Source organism: Streptomyces sp. NPDC054872 (genome assembly GCF_053610705.1).
This window is the reverse complement of the sequence record NZ_JBSGYY010000006.1, coordinates 287,483-303,847: the sequence shown is the minus strand read 5'-3', so window position 1 is coordinate 303,847 and position 16,365 is coordinate 287,483. Positions and strand designations below refer to the sequence as shown.

Below are 16,365 nucleotides of genomic sequence, written 5' to 3'. Positions count from 1 at the left end.
CGGACCCATGGTCGGCGGGTCGGCTCGGTGCTGGGCGGCGGCTGACGGTGGGCTCAGTCGCCCTTCTGTGAACGGCGCGGCGTCTGGGGCGACTTGGCGGCCTCGGCCTCCGCCTTGGCGTCGTTCACTGCCGCGGCGGCTTGCCTCGCGGCCTCGTCGGTTGCCTTGGCGGCGTCGAGCGTGGCCGCCGTACTCGCCGTACCCGCCGCAAGCGCGGGGGCCCGGGTCTCGTCCGGCGTGCTGTCGGCGTCGGTGGCGGCTGCTTCCTCAGTTCCCGCGGTGCTGGGAGGGCCGGTCTTGGACTGGTCACCGAACGCAGTGGTGACGGTCCGAACCGCCTCGGTCAGTTCCCCCGGGATCACCCAGAAGGTGTTGTTGTCGCTCTGTGCCAAGTGGGGGAGCGTCTCAAGGTACTTGTAGGCCAGCACCTTGGGGTCGGCGTTGTTGCGGTGGACGGACTGGAAGACGAGCTCGACCGCCTTTGCCTCGCCGTCTGCCCGCAGGATCATGGCTTGTTGGGTGCCTTGCGCCTCCAGGATGTCCTTCTGCTTCGTGCCTTCCGCAGTGAGGATCTTGGCTTGCCGCTCACCTTCCGCGTGCAGGATGGCCGCGCGCTTGTCACGCTCGGCCCGCATCTGCTTCTCCATCGCTTCCTTGATGGTGGTCGGCGGATCGATGGCCTTGATCTCGACGCGGTTGACCCGGATGCCCCATTTGCCGGTGGCGTCGTCGAGGACGGCGCGGAGCTGGGCGTTGATCTCTTCACGCCCGGTGAGTGTCCCCTCCAGGTCCATGCTGCCGATGACGTTACGCAGCGTGGTCACGGTGAGCTGATCGATCGCCTGCAGGTAGTCGGCGACCTCGTAGGCCGCCGCCCGCGGATCGGTGATCTGGTAGTAGAGCACGGTGTCGATGTTGACCACGAGGTTGTCCTCGGTGATCACCGGTCTGGGGTCGGACGAATAGACCTGCTCGCGCACGTCGAGTTTGGTGTTGATACGGTCCGCGACCGGCAGGACCAGGTTCAGGCCCGGTTGGAGCGTGCGGCGATATCTGCCGAACCGCTCGATGTTGTAGCGGCGCGCCTGCGGAACGATCCGCACGGTGGAAGCCACGAGGAAGACGACAACAAGCGCCGCCACGAGCACGACGATGACAACTGGATCCATAACGTCTCCGTTGCTGTGCGTTCAGCCGTTCACGGAAGAAGTTGGCGGGGGTAGACGATAGCCGTGGCGCCTTCGATCTCCATGACATCCACCAGTGCTCCCACCGGGATCACAAGGCTCTCATCGAAGGCGCGGGCAGACCATTCTTCGCCGACGAGTTTGATCAGGCCGTGGGTCGCGGTGACCTCTTGCAAGACCTCCGCCCGCTTGCCGATCAGAGCGTCACTGCCGTCGCGTGTGAGGGGTTGCTGCGCCACATGCCGCATCGCGATGGGACGGAGGATGATGAGACCCGCCGCGGCTGCGGCTGCGAAGGCCACGAGCTGACCGAGGAGAGCTACGCCGACGCCGGCGACCACGGCGGCGACCAAGGCGGCGCCGGCCAGCAACCCGAAGACCAGGGTCAGAGTGAAGAATTCGGCGGCGCCGAGCGCTGCGGCGGCGAGCAGCCACGCGAACCACGGCATCGAATCGCCCTCCGTCAAGAGCCTTCTTCCCTAAGCTACCTCCTGGAACACCGACCGGAACAGACTCGGCGACTGCGGCTTCGATCGTTGAGGGGCGGGTCCGACCTCGCCTCCCTCCGGTACCGCCACTCCACCCTTGCACTATGCAAAATGCGTCTGGAGTGGGCGGCGAGGACGCCATCGCGACAGTTTTGGCCAGTCGCGTCGCCCGCCTGACGTTCGTCGTGGTGCGTCAGGCTTCGTGGCCGCGCGGGCATCGGCGTTGGCCACCGGAGGTCGAGTGCCAATGCGTGGCGCAGTAGGGGACGTCGCACTGTGGACAGAAGCCGGCGTCTCCTGGGAACCCGGCAGCGTGGACTCGTGCGTAGGTCCGGGGGAAGCGAAAGGCTGCGCGACAGCGGTGAACGTCCTGGGCGGCGACGTTCTCACCGTGGCCGTTGGAGTGCGCGTCGCTCTCGGCGATCAGCCACCAGAGGGCGGGGTCCCGCTGTTTCGCGTAGAGGTCGGAAACGGCCCGGGGCCAGGCGCCGAAGGCGATGGGGTGCAAGCCGGGTGGTGTGAACTCGAAGTGGGCGACCTGAGCCTTGCACATGGCGCAGACCGCGTGCAGGACGAGCCAGAGCGTGGGCAGTTGCTTCATGAGGCATCAGGACGTGGACGGATCATGGAGCGCTTCCGTGGAAAGGAGTGGAAAAGAGGTTGAACGTGAAGCCAATATGCTTGCACAGGGCAAGCCACCGCGTGTGGCCCTGGCCGAGTCCGTTCGGCCACCTTGGATCCAGCTCTGTGCCCGGCCGGCCTCGCGGCGGTGCAGGACGGTGACCTCCCGCCGATCGAGACAGCGGCGGTCGCCCTGATCACGGCCACACCCAGCCTTAGGTTCTCCGGTGCGGGACCGCCCGGGTACGCCCGCAGCCGGGCGGGCGTACGCAGAGGTAGGACCGGTCGAGGGGGCAGCCCGATGACCGGCAAGCAGCGGCCTACGCCTCCGGCGGCGGCTTCGGTGCGCCCGCCGGCGGAGTGATCTTCGCGTACTGCCGGGTCGTGGTCGGGGCGGACGTCTCCTGGGCATCGAGGGTCTCCCGGGCCTCTGGAGGCAGCAGCTTGTCGCGCCCGGCTCCCGGGTCCCAGCCGGTGTCGACGACCTTCTTCTGCCAGGCGATCGCGGCAACGAGGATGACGGCGCCGATCAGCAGCATGAGGACGATGCCGGCCACCGAGTCAGCCTTCGCGGCGTTGCCGATGATCAGTCCGAACCAGCCGAAGTCGGCGTCCCCGAAGGTGGTGTTGGCCGAGCCGAACGAGCCGAGCACCCCGAGCAGGAACGCCGGCAGGAGGGTGATCAGGACGCCGTTGAGGAACGCGCCGACGGCGGCGCCGCGGCGGCCGCCCGTCGCGTTGCCGAAGACGCCCGCCGCGCCACCGGTGAAGAAGTGGGGGACCAGGCCCGGCAGGACGAGGGCTGTGCCGAAGGCGGGGTTGAAGACTCCGGCCAGCAGTCCCAGGGTCACCAGGCCGCCGGTGAAGGAGCAGATGAAGCCGACGAGGACGGCGTTCTGCGCGTACGGGAAGACGATGGGTGCGTCCAGGGCGGGGATGGCGCCGGGCACGACCTTCTGAGCGATTCCCTGGAAGGCGGGGACGAGTTCACCCAGGATTGTGCGGACGCCGAAGAGGATGACGGCGACGGCGATGCCGAACTGGAGGCCCTGGCCCAGTGAGGACATCAGGTAGTTGCCGATGCCGGTCGAGCCGGGGTCGCCCTTCCCCGAGGAGTACGCCTGGAATGCCTCGGCCCTGCCAGCCTTGGCGAGGAAGACGATGGCCATGATCATGTAGATGATGACCATGGACAGGGCCGTCGCCACCATCGAGTCGCGCAGGAAGCGCAGGCCCTCGGGCAGGTTCATCTCTTCCGTGGAGCGGCTCTTCTTGCCGATGGCCTGTCCGGTCGCGCCGGAGACGATGTAGCCGGCTGTGCCGAAGTGTCCGACGGCGACGGTGTTGTTGCCGGTGACGCGTTTGGCCCAGGGGTGGGCGAAGGCCGGCATCGCGACCAGCATGATGCCGAGCAGGACGCCGCCGGCGACCACCACGATCCAGGAGGTGACTCCTGCCGTGGCGAGGACCATCGTCAGCAGGGTTGCCATGAACAGCATGTGATGGCCGGTCAGGAACACGTACGACAGTGGTGTGAAGCGTGCCAGGAGCAGGCTGACGAGGAATCCGAGGATCATCAGCCACGCCACGCGCGAGCCGTACTCGGCCTGGGCGATGCCGACGATGGCCTCGTTGGTGGGGATGACGCCGTGCGAGCCGGTCGAGCCGGTGATCATCTTGCCGAGCGGTTCGAGGGAGGCGGTGACCAGGGTGGCGCCCGCGCCGATCAACAGGAAGCCGAGCGTTGCCTTGATGGCACCGCCGACGACCTGGCCGGTCGACTTCTTCAGGGCGATGAGGCCGATGGCGGTGATGATGCCGATGAGGTAGGCAGGGACGGCGAGGATTTCATTGACGATGAATTTCGCGATGTCGACGAGGACGTTCATGAGGTTCCCGGGATGTTCTGGAGGTTCGGCGGGGACGGGCGGCGGGGCGGGGGCGGGGAGGCCGGGGGTCAGACGTCGTAGAGATCGCGCAGTGCGGCGTCCACCTCCTTGGCACTGGTGAAGTCCTCGATGACCCGCACAGGCACACCTACGTCGCCCAGAGCCCGGGCGATCTCGCGTGAGGTCAGGATGGCCACGGCCTGCGACGCCTTGCCTTTGGCGGAGATGGTGTCGGTCGCCTCGGTGTTGACGTAGCGGGACCACTTCCACCGGTCGAGCACTTTGTCGAGTGTCGACTTGAGGAACAGGCTGGTTCCGACGCCGTTGCCGCAGACGGTGAGGATCGTGTGCGTGCCGCCGGAACCGCCTGCTGCCCTGGTGACCGTGGGTTCGGCCGGCGCGGCGGGCTCCTCGGCTCTTGCAAGGATCTGACGCACCGACTCGGGGGTGGGCGCCTGGTCGAGTGCCTCCACGGTCCCGGGGTCGGCAAGCAGCCGTGCGAGAGCGCCCATCGCCTGGGTGTGCGCGGAGGCGTCCGTCGCGGCGAGGGCGACGACGAGACGGACCGGGTCATTCGTGTCGTGGCCGAACGGTACGGGCTCGACAAGACGCACCCAGGACATGCCGGTGTGACGCACAGCGGGTGACGGCCGTGCGTGAGCGAAGGCAAAGCCGGGAGCGACGACGATGTACGGCCCGTTCTCCTCCACGGAGCGGAGCATCTCCTGGGTGTAGACGTCCGTGCTGATGCCGTTCGCGACCAGGAGGTCCCCGGCGGCACGGATGGCGCCCTGCCAGTCGGGAGCGGGGGCGTCGAGGCGGATGGCCTCGACGGGGAGCAGTTCGGTGAGCTGGGGCATGAGGCAGGGATACCTCATCGAAGCGCGAAACTTATGAAGATTCAGTCGCGCTGGTGAGGTGACGTGAGGTGGGGTGAGCTGGGGGGCAGGTGACGTGACGTGTCGCGGTCCTGGTCACCTCTTCCTTGAGCAGCGCCGCCGTCACAAGGCGGCCTGGACCTGGCGGCAGATCCCGGGCAGGCTTCAACGATCATGAGTGACGGTGGACTGTCCCAGAAGGAGGGAACACTCGATGAGCATCACCTCCCGCACGACATCGAGCAGCGAGGCCGGTGAGGTCCGCCGCTTCTGGGCCGGGCTCGGCCTGCCCGGATTGATCGACGTCCACACCCACTTCATGCCCGAACGGGTCCTGCACAAGGTCTGGGACTATTTCGACACAGGCGGCCCCATGATCGGCGGTCGGCCCTGGCCCATCAACTACCGGCGGGAAGAAGCCGAGCGCGCGGCCCTGCTGCACGATTTCGGCGTGCGTGCCTTCACCTCGATGCTCTACCCCCACAAACCCGGCATGGCCCGATGGCTGAACAACTGGGCGGCAGACTTCGCCCAGCGCACCCCCCGCTGTCTGCACACCGCCACCCTCTACCCCGAACCAGACACCGGCGCCTACGTCCGCGAAGCCCTCGAAGCCGGCGCCCGGATCTTCAAGGCCCATATCCAGGTGGGCGCCTACGATCCGGCCGACGAGCAGCTCCAGACGGCATGGGGGCTGCTGGCCGAGGCCGGCACGCCCGTGGTGATGCACTGCGGTTCAGGGCCCGCGCCCGGCAAGCACACTGGCCCCGCGTCCGTCGCCCGGGTCCTGGCCCGCCACCCCGGACTGCGCCTGATCGTCGCGCACATGGGCATGCCGGAGTACGAGGAGTTCCTCGACCTCGCCGACCGCTACGAGCAGGTACGCCTCGACACCACGATGACGTTCACCGATTTCACCGAGGGCTTCATGCCCTTTCCTCCCAAAGCCCTTCCTCGCCTCGCCGACCTTGGTGAGCGCATTCTGCTCGGAACCGATTTCCCCAACATTCCCTACCCCTACCTCCATCAACTCCAGGCGTTGGAACGCCTCGAACTCGGATCCAACTGGCTGCGGGCCGTGTGCCACGACAATGCGGCAAAGCTGTTCGGCCTCTGACAACAGGCGGGGCAGCCGGGCCTGAGACCTGTCCTGACGGATCCGGCCGTCGAGCCGCCTTGGGTCGGTGCATGCTGGCCCGAAGGTTCGCAGGGCGGGTGCGTCTGGGATTCTTCTCCTCATGAGCACACCACCAGACGGACTGCCTGTGTATCGCGTCTTGACCGGCCCGGACGACGCCAGGTTCTGCCGCCGTGTGAGCGAAGCGATCGAGCTCGGGTATGAATTGCACGCAGGCCCGGCCGTGACTTACAACGGTGAGAGCGTCATCGTCGCCCAGGCGCTGATTTGGCCGCAAAGGGCATAGCGAGATCTACCCGGGCTCGTCCGCCCCGTTCCCGCCCTGCCCTGCCCTGCTTGCGCCGCCCTGCCCGAGGCCTCCCTGCGTGGGCCGGCGGCGGCTCCCGGTCAGGTCGGCGGCGTTCGCCGACGTTCCGAAGAGGCGTACGAAGCCCAGACTGGACGGGCTCCGTCTCGGGCCTGTGTTACGGCTGGTCCTCGCCCGCCGCCTCACGCAAACAGCCAGCGCCGAGTGCAGTGGCAGGGCCCTCTTGCTGGGGCCGAGCAGACCTTCCAGACTGCGCATCTGGGGCACGGGGACTGGGGGAGCGATGGCAGTACGACGGCGGCGTCGGCGGATGCGGAAGCGTACGCGCAGGCAGTTACAGGGCTGGGGCGCGGCCGCGGCGGTTGTCGTCGCGGTGTGGGTGGCGGGGAACTGGGCGCTGGTGTGGCCCGTACTGGTGACGGTGGTCGCCATAGCAGTCGGGGGCGGGACCGGCTGGGGCGTGTGGCGTGCGCACCGGCTCGCGGTCGGACGGGACCGGCAGTGGCGGGCGCAGGAGGAGGCGCGGGCCCGTGAGCTTTCGATGGCGCAGGTCGACGCGCTGTCCTGGCAGGACTTCGAGACGTACGTCGCCGATCTGTGCCGGCGTGACGGCTGCACGAAGGTCGTCGTCAGCGGGAAGAGCGGCGACCTGGGCGCCGACGTCATCGGCTATCTCCCCGACGGCCGCAAACTCGTCATCCAGTGCAAGAAGTACGCGCCGCACCGCAGCGTGTCCTCGCAGGACATGCAGAAGTTCGTCGGTACCGCCCGCCTCGAACACGGCGCGGACGTCGCCCTGTTCGTCACCACCTGCCGCACGTTCACCAGAGCCGCCCTCGGGCTGGCGCTGCGCCAGGAGATCGTGGCACTCCACCGCGACCTGCTGGGCTCCTGGGTCAAGGGTGCCCACCTCGAAACCCTGATCCCACTGAATGGAAGCGGTGGCGGCACCATGCGGCGCCCGTCAGTTTGACGGAAACGAGGCCTGCGCGCCTGATCGTGGGTGGCGCCCAGGTGTGGGCTTCACCGGCGCGGAGGAGGACCGCCGGACCATCCCCGTGGTGGTCCCGGAACGCGTCCCGGACACGCCGGACGCCGCCGGGTAGCGGGAGGCCCGTACGACGTCGGTCGTACGGGCCTCTTGCTCTGCCCTGTGCCGCTAAAAGCTGGTCATGGGCGGATGGGGTTGCGTCGTAGACCCAGCCCGTCGGGCCACGCACACGCACACATGTGGATGCCCAAGTCGCCCGTGAGTCGGGACAGTTTCCCCTCCTAGCGCCGGCCTCCACGTCTGCGTGTGGACCAACCCGACCCGACGCCGCCCGAGTGCAAGGCGAGAAGGGCAAGCCCGACGAGCATGAGACTGGTCGGGCTGAAGATCGCCTCCGTCGATGTCTCGGTCGCGTGGATGAGGAAGGCGATGACGAACAGCACGGCCGCCGCAAGTGCCAGCATCTGACTTCTCCTGTCGATGAACGGCCAACCACAGGCGATTCCGGTGACTGCGCCGACTTTCGACGAGTGCCCCGCTCGACTCCGATCACGCCTGGCGGGCGCCTTGGGTCGGCCTCCGGCCGAGCGCGAGGCCATCACGCTGGGAACGGTCACGGTCCTTCGTTGCGTGCGCCCACGGCCGGGCGACGCACCAAATAGGTGCCGGCGGCAGCGGCGAGCAGCACCATGACACCGATGAAGACAAGTCCGGCCTCTTCCAGACCGAGTGGCTCGGAGAGCACGCCGATGCCGATGACGGGGATCGAGATGCCCGTGTACGCGACGACGAAGAGCGCCGAGATGGCGCCGGCGCGGTGTGCTTGGGGGGCTGCGTCCGCGACGCCTGCCACGGCGGCCCGCAGGGCAAGCCCCTGACCCGCACCACCCATAAGCGCGCTGAGCACCACCAGCGACAGCACTTCCCAGGCCAACGCCCCCGCCAATAGGCCCAGACCTCCGATCAGCAGCAGGCAGCCGAGCGGCAGCGCCCTTGCCACACCGAGCCTGCTGACCAGTAGTTGACCGATGGTGGATGCGAAGAACGCCAGGAAGACGATCACTCCGACGAGGGCGAGGTTCGTGACGTCGAGCGTCCGCGTGAGGAAGGCGGGGGACACCGAGGTGAACACCCCCAGCAGGGAGAAGCCGACGAAGGCCGCGAGGGCGGCGGGGACGAAGACCGGCCGGACCTCGGGCGGCAGACTGGGTGACTGTGGTCGTGCCGTGTGCAGGGGCCGGGGTGCACGCACGGTCTCGGGCAAAGACCAGATCATGGCGAACGCGGCTCCCACCAGGACGAGATGGACCACGAACGGCAGGTACAGCGGCAGCGGCGCGTACTCGGCGAGCAGCCCCGCGAGCAGCGGGCCGCAGCCCAGACCTCCCATGTTGGCCGCAGTTGACGCGAAGGCGGCCCGCCCTTCCTTGCCGGGCGGGGCGCATTCCATCACGTACGCGGTCGCAGCGCCGGTGAACAATCCGGCGGACAGTCCCGACAGGAGGCGTCCGAGGTAGAGGAGCGGCAGGCCGCCCTCGGACAGGAAGCACACAGCGCTGAGCGCGGCGAGCACCAGTCCGCCGAGCAGGACCGGCCTGCGGCCCACGGTGTCCGAGACGTTGCCCGCGAGCAGCAGGACACCGATCACCCCGAATGCGTAGACGGCGAAGACGACCGTAACGATCAGTTCGGAGAAGCCGAGCTCGTTCTGGTACAGGCCGTACAGCGGGGTGGGGAGCGTGGTGCCGGCCATGCACACGGCGAAGGCCCCGGCGGCCCGCAGATAGCCACCTCGTCGACGGTCCGGCACGGTGTTCTGACGATCAGTCACACCAGAACCGTAGTCGCCGTCGGAGGAAGGTGGCTGTTGCCACCACGGTCGGGGGAGGGGTCGCGCCGGGATCTAGGCGGGGGTTGCGGCGTCCGGGTGGGTGTGGTCGGTGTCGGGCTCCTGGGGCGGGTCGCTGAGTTGCTCGCGCAGGTAGTTCCAGATCACTGCGATCAGGGCGGCTGCCGGTACGGCGAGCAGGCTGCCCACCACGCCGGCCAGGTTGGCGCCCAGCGTGACGGCCAGCAGGACCACGGCCGCGTGGATACCCAGACCGCGACTCTGGATGATCGGCTGGAACACGTTGCCTTCGAGTTGCTGCACCACGACGATGATGGCCAGCACGATCAGGGCGTCGGTCAGTCCGTTGGACACCAAGGCGATGAGTACGGCCACCAGGCCGGCGAACAGGGCACCCACGATCGGAACGAACGCCGACACGAACGTCAGAACGGCCAGCGGGAGCACGAGGGGCACCCCCACGATCCACAGGCCCAGGCCGATGAAAATCGCGTCGAGCAGGCCGACGAAGGCCTGGGAGCGTACGAACGCGCCCAGAGTGTCCCAGCTGCGAGCCGCCACGGTCGGGATGTCGGTGGCGAGCCGGCCGGGGAGCTGACGGGCGAGCCAGGGAAGGAAGCGGGGGCCGTCCTTGAGGAAGAAGAACATCAAGAAGAGCGCGAGGATCGCGGTGACCAGCCCGTTCAGGACGGTGCTCACTCCGGTGAACAGAGCGCTGACCATGCTGCCGACGCTGTCCTTGATCCGGTCGGTTGCCGAGTCGACGCCTCCTGAGATCTGCGCGTCGTCGATGTTGAGCGGCGGCCCGGCCGCCCACTCGCGCACTCTGTCGATGCCCTTCGTCACGCCGTCGGTCAGTTCGCCGGACTCGGAGGCCACCGGCACCGCGATCAGCGCGACGATGCCCGCTGCGACCACGAGGAACAGCACGGTCACCACCGAGGCGGCCAGGGCGGGGGGCCACCCGCGCCTGCGGAGGAAGTGGGCGAAAGGCCAGGTCAATGTGGTGAGCAAGAGGCCCACTATGAGCGGCCAGATCACTGACCACATCCGACCCAGAACCCACAGGGCTGCCGCGGCGGCCACAACCACCAGCAGCAACTCGGCGGAGACCCGTGCCGAACGGCGGAGGGCGGCGGCGGTTTTCGTGGAACTCAGCGTGGCAGGCATGGGGGACACCCTATGGAAACTTCCGTCTCACGGGGGCACCGCAGCCCCATGGGAGCGAACTCGAAGGGGCAGCGGCCCCGAGGGGGACGGGTGCGTGGCGCGGCAGTGCGACGGTCCTCGCCCGGCGGGTCAGCGGGTGATGAACGGTTCGGTCAAGTGCGGGGTGGCGAGGTGAAGGGTGGCGGCCGAGCTGTGGAGCACCTGTTCCCTCGAGGACCTTGCCTGCCGCGGGTTCATCTCGTGGGCGTAGGCGAGTTCGGGGTGGAGCAGCTGGATCGCGTGGACGAGGAGGTCACCGGTGACGACGACCTGCTCATGTCCGGTACTGACGAGGACGCTTTGGTGGCCGGGTGTGTGGCCGGGTGTGGCGACGATGCGTTCGCCGCCGGGCAGCGGAACGTCGCCGTCGAGCAGGCGTAGCTGGTCGGTCTTCTGGAGTGGGTCGATCAGGTGGGACCGCAGTTGGGGGTTGATCTCCTCGAGCGCGTCGAGTTCGGCCTGTTGCAAGAGGTATTGGGCACGCGGGAAGAATGGCCGCGGCTGCCGGCCACCGAGGACGGCCCAGCCCACATGGTCGGTGTGCAGGTGAGTGAGCACCACGGTGTCGACATCGGACGGTTCGATGCCCGCGGCGGCCAGCGAAGCCGGGAGAGCCCCGGGCACAGGCGCCCAGGAGGCCGCCGGGCTATCGGCCGGGCCGATGCCCGCATCAACCAGTGTCACACCCTGGTCGCTGCGGATCGCGAACGCGCGGAACTGCAGCCGCCAGCGCCCCTCGGCATCGAGCGCGCCGGGATCGAGCTGGTCGGCCGCCGCCCACTGCTGGGTGGTGGCGGCGGGGAACGCCTGCGACCTGGGGGCGAAGAACGGTCCCTCGCCGTCGTCCAGCGCGATGACGGTGTAGGGGCCGACGTGTAGGGAGGGGAGCATTGCACAGATGGTGCCACCGTCGGATGACCCAACACCAGTGGAATGATCGCCCAGTTGACCTCAGGTCCTGTGCGCCTCGGCGAGCCAGCAAGCCTCGGTGCTTGTGCGTGGTGCGGTCCTCGTACGCGGCTCGGCCCGCCGCGGATGGTGCCGTGGTTGCTCATCAGCCTCGCTTCACGTGGCGGGCCAGCCACGTCAGCAGAGGGTCCAGGTCGGCGGCGGCCGAGAGGACCCGGTCCGCTGCCTCGGGGGTATGCAGCCATTCCTCGCAACCGAGGGAGCGGGTGGCGATCAGTGAACGGTGGCGCAGCAAGTCCGTACGGGGGTGGTCGCTCGGACAGCCGCGTGGGGGGCGTTTCATCACGTCCCCGGAGACGTCGTAGCCCTTGTGCCGCACGTCCTCGACGATGGCGGACAGTTCGCGGCCGGATCCCTCGGAGACCACGGCTTTGCGGAACATGTCCACCTGGCCGGGATCGGGATACCACCAGGCGCCCTGGATCCGCAGGCCGTCCAGGGAAAACTGGAGACCGATCTCGACCTTGCGGGCGAGACGGATCACCGCGCACTGGTGCTGCCACCACCATGAGTTGGTGCGGTAGTGCCAGACGGAGAAGTCCTCGTACCGGGGGTCGGCATCCGCGACCTCGTTGAGCATGGAGATCATCGGCTGCCGGACCAGACGTTCGCGGTCCGCACGGTAGCGCTCGCGGGTGTCGTGAGTCGGTTCGCCCTGGAGCTGCCACAACACGTCCATGGCCTGTTCCGACCAGCCGGTGAACTGTCCGTACATAGGCGGAGGGTAGCTCACGATGTGATGACCCGTCCCGGCGACGACCGCATGGGGGATTGTTTCGTTGGCCCGCTCGATCGGCTTCGTCGACAAAGCCGATCGAGCGCTATGAGGCGTAAGTACTGAGTGATCTAAAGCGAAGGGTTGGCTGTCAAGACGAGTGCTTCAGCGGAAGACGGTGATGGTGCGGTCGACCCAACTCCTGAAAGGGTGAGCGGGGTTGCCGAGGACCCGTTCCACGTCCGGGCTGATCTGCACTTCGGCCGGGTTCGGGGCGGAGATGATGTCCAGGGTGTCGTCGGCGAGTTCCGCCGGCACGAACTGGGTCATGGTGGCCCTGGCCTCTTGGCGGGTGAGTTCGTGGAACCTTATGGGTGAGCCGAGCGCGGAGGCGATCGCCTCCGTCTGCTGTCGCGGCGTGATGACCTCCGGCCCGGTCAGCTCGTACACCTGGCCGGTGTGCCGGTCGTCCAAGAGGCAGGCGGCCGCGACCTCGGCGATGTCCGCCGGGTCGATGACCGGCACTCCCACGTCGCCGAAGGGTGCGTAGACCGTGCGCTGCGTGCGGACCGTCTCCGCCCAGGCCAACGCGTTGGAGGCGAAGCCGCCCGGCCGCAGGAGGGTCCAGTCCAGGCCTGATTCCCGCAGCGCGTCCTCTACTGCGCGCAGTGCGATGCGTGAGGGGCCCAGCGGCCTGGTCGCCACGCCCTGTGAAGACAGCAGGACGACACGGCGCACTCCACTGGCCGCGGCCAGACCGATGATGTCGGCCGACTCGGCGTCGAGGGCGTGCAGGTGGCCCGACAGCAGGAGGAACAGTGCTTTCGCCCCCTCCAACGCGGGCCTGAGGCCAGCTGGTTCTGCCAAGTCGGCCGCCACATGCCGTACCCCGTCCGGTGCCGCCACCGCGTGCCGCGATACCGCCGTCACCTGCTCGCCCGCCTCGGTCAGGGCCTGCGTCAAAGGCCGGCCCACATTGCCGGTAGCCCCGGTCACCACGATCATGTTCAGCTCCTTGTCGGTTGTGCGCTGCGGTCAGTGACGCTAGGAGCAGGGCTTACTTTTCGTAAGGACGTACCTGGAGGTAAGCTCCGGAGATGGGAGAAGGGTCGCAGTTGAGGCAGGCCGAGTCGGGACCTCGCTATGAGGTGTTTCACACCGACTGCCCCGCGCGGGACGTGGTCGACCACGTGACCAGCCGGTGGGGTGTGTGGGTGCTGATTGCCTTGCGGAGCCACGATCTTCGCTTCTACGAGCTGCGCAACAGCATCCACGGCATCAGCGAGAAGATGCTCGCTCAGACCCTGCGTGCGCTGGTCCAGGACGGCCTGGTCTGGCGGGAGGTGGAGCCGAGTACGCCGCCCCAGGTCACCTACGGGCTGACGGAGTTCGGCCAGGACATCGGTGAGCCGCTGACGGACATGTTCGACCGGATCACGCAGCAGCTGGCGCCGCGCAGCCCGGCATAGTGCGGTGGCGGCCGGTCGGTCCTGAAGGGCAGTTCAGCGTTTCCTGGTGATCCAGGGTGATGCGGCGGCAGTAAATCCGCGACGTCGTCCGCCCTCTGTTCGGCGGTCTTGCGCCCTCCTCTCACGAGCGCCACCGGCACGCCGCTCGCCCCGGCAGACGCCCCTGCCACTCGCAGAGGAACCCGCCGGGGCAAGGGACTTCACAGGTCGGCCGACACCACTGTGCGTGGCGTGCTGTGTCCCTCCGGGGGAGTGACGGTCACCGTCCTGCCCGTGGCCTCACGTGTCACCTGGTACGCGGCGGCAGGGTGGCCGGCGTGGTCGGGGATGGTGACCGTCACCTGGTGCGCGTCGGGAGTGACGAGCAGGGCGAGACCGTCCAGCCAGTCGCCGTCGGGGTGCTGAGTGTCCGAGCCGAGCGGGAGGACCGCTCCTGGTCGGACGTACAGGGGCAGGCTGTCGAAGCCGTGCCGCTCGCGGCGCCAGACCGGGCCCTGGACGTGTTCACCGGTCAGGAGGTGGGTCCACGTGCCCTCGGGCAGGTAGTACTCGACGACGCCGTCGGCCGAGAAGACCGGGGCGACGAGCAGGTCGGGGCCGAGCATGTACTGCCGGTCCAGGCCGCGGGCGCTGGGGTCCTCGGGGAACTCGAGGAGCATGGGCCGCATCAGCGGCACGCCGGTGTGGTGCGCTTGGGCCGCGGCGCCGTACAGGTAGGGCATCAGTCGGTGCTTGAGTCGCGTGAACTGCCGTGTCACGTCGACGGCTTCATCCCCGAACTCCCACGGCACCCGGTAGGAGCTCGAGCCGTGCAGACGGCTGTGGGAGGAGAGCAGGCCAAAGGCGAGCCAGCGCTTGAACACCGCCGGATCGGGGGTGCCCTCGAAACCGCCGATGTCGTGCGACCAGAAGCCGAAGCCCGACAACGACAGGGACAGGCCGCCGCGCAGCGACTCTGCCATCGCACCGAACGACGACCAGCAGTCGCCGCCCCAGTGCACCGGGTACTGCTGGCCGCCTGCCGTCGCCGAGCGCGCGAACAGGACGGCCTCGCCCGGGCCACGCTCCTTTTCAAGGAGCTCGAAGACGGTGCGGTTGTACAGGTGCGTGTAGTAGTTGTGCATGCGCTCCGGATCGGAGCCGTCGTGCCACACCACGTCGGTGGGGATGCGCTCGCCGAAGTCGGTCTTGAAGCAGTCGACGCCCTGGTCGAGCAGCACTTTCAGTTTCGCCTGGAACCAGGCGCAGGCCCGGGGGTTCGTGAAGTCGACCAGCGCCATGCCCGCCTGCCACAGGTCCCACTGCCAGATGTCGCCGTTGGCCCGCTTCACCAGATACCCCGCGGCGGCGGCCTCGTCGAACAGGGCGGACTTCTGCGCGATGTACGGGTTGATCCAGACGGAGATCTTCAGTCCCCGTCCCTTGAGCCGTGCCAGCATGCCCTCGGGGTCGGGGAACACATCCGGGTCCCACTCGAAGTCCGACCACTGGTATTCGCGCATCCAGAAGCAGTCGAAGTGGAAGACGCTCAGCGGGATGTCCCGCTCGGCCATGCCGTCGACGAATGACGTCACCGTCTCCTCGTCGTACTGCGTGGTGAACGAGGTGGTGAGCCACAGTCCGAACGACCACGCCGGGGGCAGCGCCGGGCGGCCGGTGAGCGCGGTGTAGCGGCGCAGGACGTCTTTGGGTGTCGGGCCCGCGATGACGTAGTACTCCAGCGTCTGGTCCTCGACGCTGAACTGCATCTGCCCGACCGATTCCGACCCGATCTCGTAGCTCACCTTGCCCGGGTGGTTGACGAAGACGCCGTACGCGCCGGCGGGGGAGAGGTGCAGGCTGAACGGGACGTTCTTGTAGGCCTGTTCGCTGCTGGTGCCGCCGTCGGCCTGCCACATGTCCACGACTTGGCCGTTCTTGACGAACGGTGTGAAGCGTTCGCCCAGGCCGTAGACCTGTTCGCCGACGCCGAGCGCCAACCCCGCGGCCATGTGGTGCGCGCCGTCGCCGGTGGTGAAGAAGGCCGTGCCCTTGCGGCCCGCCGAGGTCACTTCCCGGCCGTCTGCGTCGCAGAACGACAGGGTCCAGGGCGCGGCGTGGTCCAGGCGGGTGGTGAGGGGGCCGCTGGTCAGCTCGATCGTGTCGCCGTCGCGGCGCACTTGGCCGACTCCGGTGTCGGCGCCGGGCAGGGCGAAGTCCGGGCCAAGGTGGCGCTTGCCCGCCAGGTGGGTGGTGCGTACGCCGATGACGCCCTCGGCGGGGGAGAAGCAGTCGACGCTCAGCAGGGGGGAGTTGAGGGTGTCGCCGCGGCGCTCGACGCGCTTGGTCGCGGCGTGGGCGGTGAAGCGGTCGGCGTCGGCTCGGACACTGCGGGTCTCGGTCGCGTACGAGGCCTGGACCCCGTCGCGCATGAGCCAGAAGCCGTCGGTGAACTTCATGATCTTCCTCGGGGTGGTGCGGGTGGCAGTTCGGGTCGCAGGAGCCGTTGGACTGCCGCTGCCTATGACGACTGACGACGCTGGTCGGCGGCGTGGCGCCCCTCAACAGGCTTGCGATCTTGAAGGAGAAGTAGCTGCGCGGGCCATTTGATCGTACAGAAAACAAAACGGCAAGGGCTCGGATTCGGGGCGATCGCGGAAGCGCTTCGATTCGTGA

The 16,365-nt window shown here is 68.2% G+C and carries 15 protein-coding genes; 4 read left to right on the top strand and 11 right to left on the bottom strand.

What is annotated here, in order from left to right:
* Positions 1-53: 53 nt before the first annotated feature.
* The 4 genes from ACWGIH_RS10445 to ACWGIH_RS10430 all read right to left on the bottom strand — a co-directional run bounded on the left by ACWGIH_RS10445 (position 54) and on the right by ACWGIH_RS10430 (position 5,045).
* On the bottom strand, positions 54-1,169 hold the full coding sequence (locus ACWGIH_RS10445) for an SPFH domain-containing protein (protein ID WP_453448224.1): 1,116 nt from the start codon (positions 1,167-1,169) through the stop codon (positions 54-56).
* A gap of 29 nt (positions 1,170-1,198) precedes the next feature.
* On the bottom strand, positions 1,199-1,636 hold the full coding sequence (locus ACWGIH_RS10440; protein WP_453448302.1) for an NfeD family protein: 438 nt from the start codon (positions 1,634-1,636) through the stop codon (positions 1,199-1,201).
* A gap of 980 nt (positions 1,637-2,616) precedes the next feature.
* On the bottom strand, positions 2,617-4,185 hold the full coding sequence (locus ACWGIH_RS10435) for a PTS ascorbate transporter subunit IIC (protein ID WP_453448223.1): 1,569 nt from the start codon (positions 4,183-4,185) through the stop codon (positions 2,617-2,619).
* Positions 4,186-4,253: 68 nt separating this feature from the next.
* Positions 4,254-5,045 carry a PTS sugar transporter subunit IIA gene (locus tag ACWGIH_RS10430; protein WP_453448222.1) on the bottom strand — a complete coding sequence of 264 codons (792 nt, stop codon included), beginning with the start codon at positions 5,043-5,045 and terminating at the stop codon, positions 4,254-4,256.
* A 232-nt stretch (positions 5,046-5,277) separates the two neighbouring features.
* Here ACWGIH_RS10430 and ACWGIH_RS10425 point away from each other — a divergent pair, with 232 nt between their 5' ends.
* From ACWGIH_RS10425 to ACWGIH_RS10415, 3 genes are all read left to right on the top strand, one after another.
* Positions 5,278-6,180, top strand: coding sequence for an amidohydrolase family protein (locus ACWGIH_RS10425; protein ID WP_453448221.1), 903 nt, complete (start codon positions 5,278-5,280; stop codon positions 6,178-6,180).
* A 121-nt stretch (positions 6,181-6,301) separates the two neighbouring features.
* The gene (locus ACWGIH_RS10420) at positions 6,302-6,487 is read left to right on the top strand and encodes a DUF1737 domain-containing protein (RefSeq protein ID WP_453448220.1); all 186 of its coding nucleotides are present in this window, start codon (positions 6,302-6,304) and stop codon (positions 6,485-6,487) included.
* Between the two features lie 331 nt (positions 6,488-6,818).
* Positions 6,819-7,481, top strand: a complete 663-nt coding sequence (locus tag ACWGIH_RS10415) for a restriction endonuclease (RefSeq protein WP_453448219.1) — start codon at positions 6,819-6,821, stop codon at positions 7,479-7,481.
* Between the two features lie 299 nt (positions 7,482-7,780).
* Here the strand turns inward: ACWGIH_RS10415 and ACWGIH_RS10410 are convergent, their stop codons facing one another.
* From ACWGIH_RS10410 to ACWGIH_RS10385, 6 genes are all read right to left on the bottom strand, one after another.
* Positions 7,781-7,963, bottom strand: a complete 183-nt coding sequence (locus ACWGIH_RS10410) for a hypothetical protein (RefSeq protein ID WP_453448218.1) — start codon at positions 7,961-7,963, stop codon at positions 7,781-7,783.
* 149 nt (positions 7,964-8,112) lie between these two features.
* A complete protein-coding gene (locus tag ACWGIH_RS10405; RefSeq protein WP_453448217.1) occupies positions 8,113-9,330 on the bottom strand; it encodes an MFS transporter in 1,218 nt (405 codons plus the stop codon).
* Positions 9,331-9,402: 72 nt separating this feature from the next.
* Positions 9,403-10,518, bottom strand: coding sequence for an AI-2E family transporter (locus ACWGIH_RS10400; protein WP_453448216.1), 1,116 nt, complete (start codon positions 10,516-10,518; stop codon positions 9,403-9,405).
* Positions 10,519-10,647: 129 nt separating this feature from the next.
* The gene (locus ACWGIH_RS10395) at positions 10,648-11,448 is read right to left on the bottom strand and encodes an MBL fold metallo-hydrolase (protein WP_453448215.1); all 801 of its coding nucleotides are present in this window, start codon (positions 11,446-11,448) and stop codon (positions 10,648-10,650) included.
* A gap of 163 nt (positions 11,449-11,611) precedes the next feature.
* Complete coding sequence (locus ACWGIH_RS10390) at positions 11,612-12,241, bottom strand: DUF2461 family protein (RefSeq protein ID WP_453448214.1); 630 nt, start codon at positions 12,239-12,241, stop codon at positions 11,612-11,614.
* 165 nt (positions 12,242-12,406) lie between these two features.
* Complete coding sequence (locus ACWGIH_RS10385) at positions 12,407-13,246, bottom strand: SDR family oxidoreductase (RefSeq protein WP_453448213.1); 840 nt, start codon at positions 13,244-13,246, stop codon at positions 12,407-12,409.
* 92 nt (positions 13,247-13,338) lie between these two features.
* Between ACWGIH_RS10385 and ACWGIH_RS10380 the strand changes: the two genes are divergently transcribed.
* The gene (locus ACWGIH_RS10380; RefSeq protein ID WP_453448212.1) at positions 13,339-13,710 is read left to right on the top strand and encodes a winged helix-turn-helix transcriptional regulator; all 372 of its coding nucleotides are present in this window, start codon (positions 13,339-13,341) and stop codon (positions 13,708-13,710) included.
* Between the two features lie 200 nt (positions 13,711-13,910).
* On the opposite strand, the gene yicI is transcribed toward ACWGIH_RS10380, so the two are convergent.
* Positions 13,911-16,148, bottom strand: a complete 2,238-nt coding sequence (gene yicI / locus ACWGIH_RS10375) for an alpha-xylosidase (RefSeq protein ID WP_453448211.1) — start codon at positions 16,146-16,148, stop codon at positions 13,911-13,913.
* Positions 16,149-16,365: the final 217 nt, after the last annotated feature.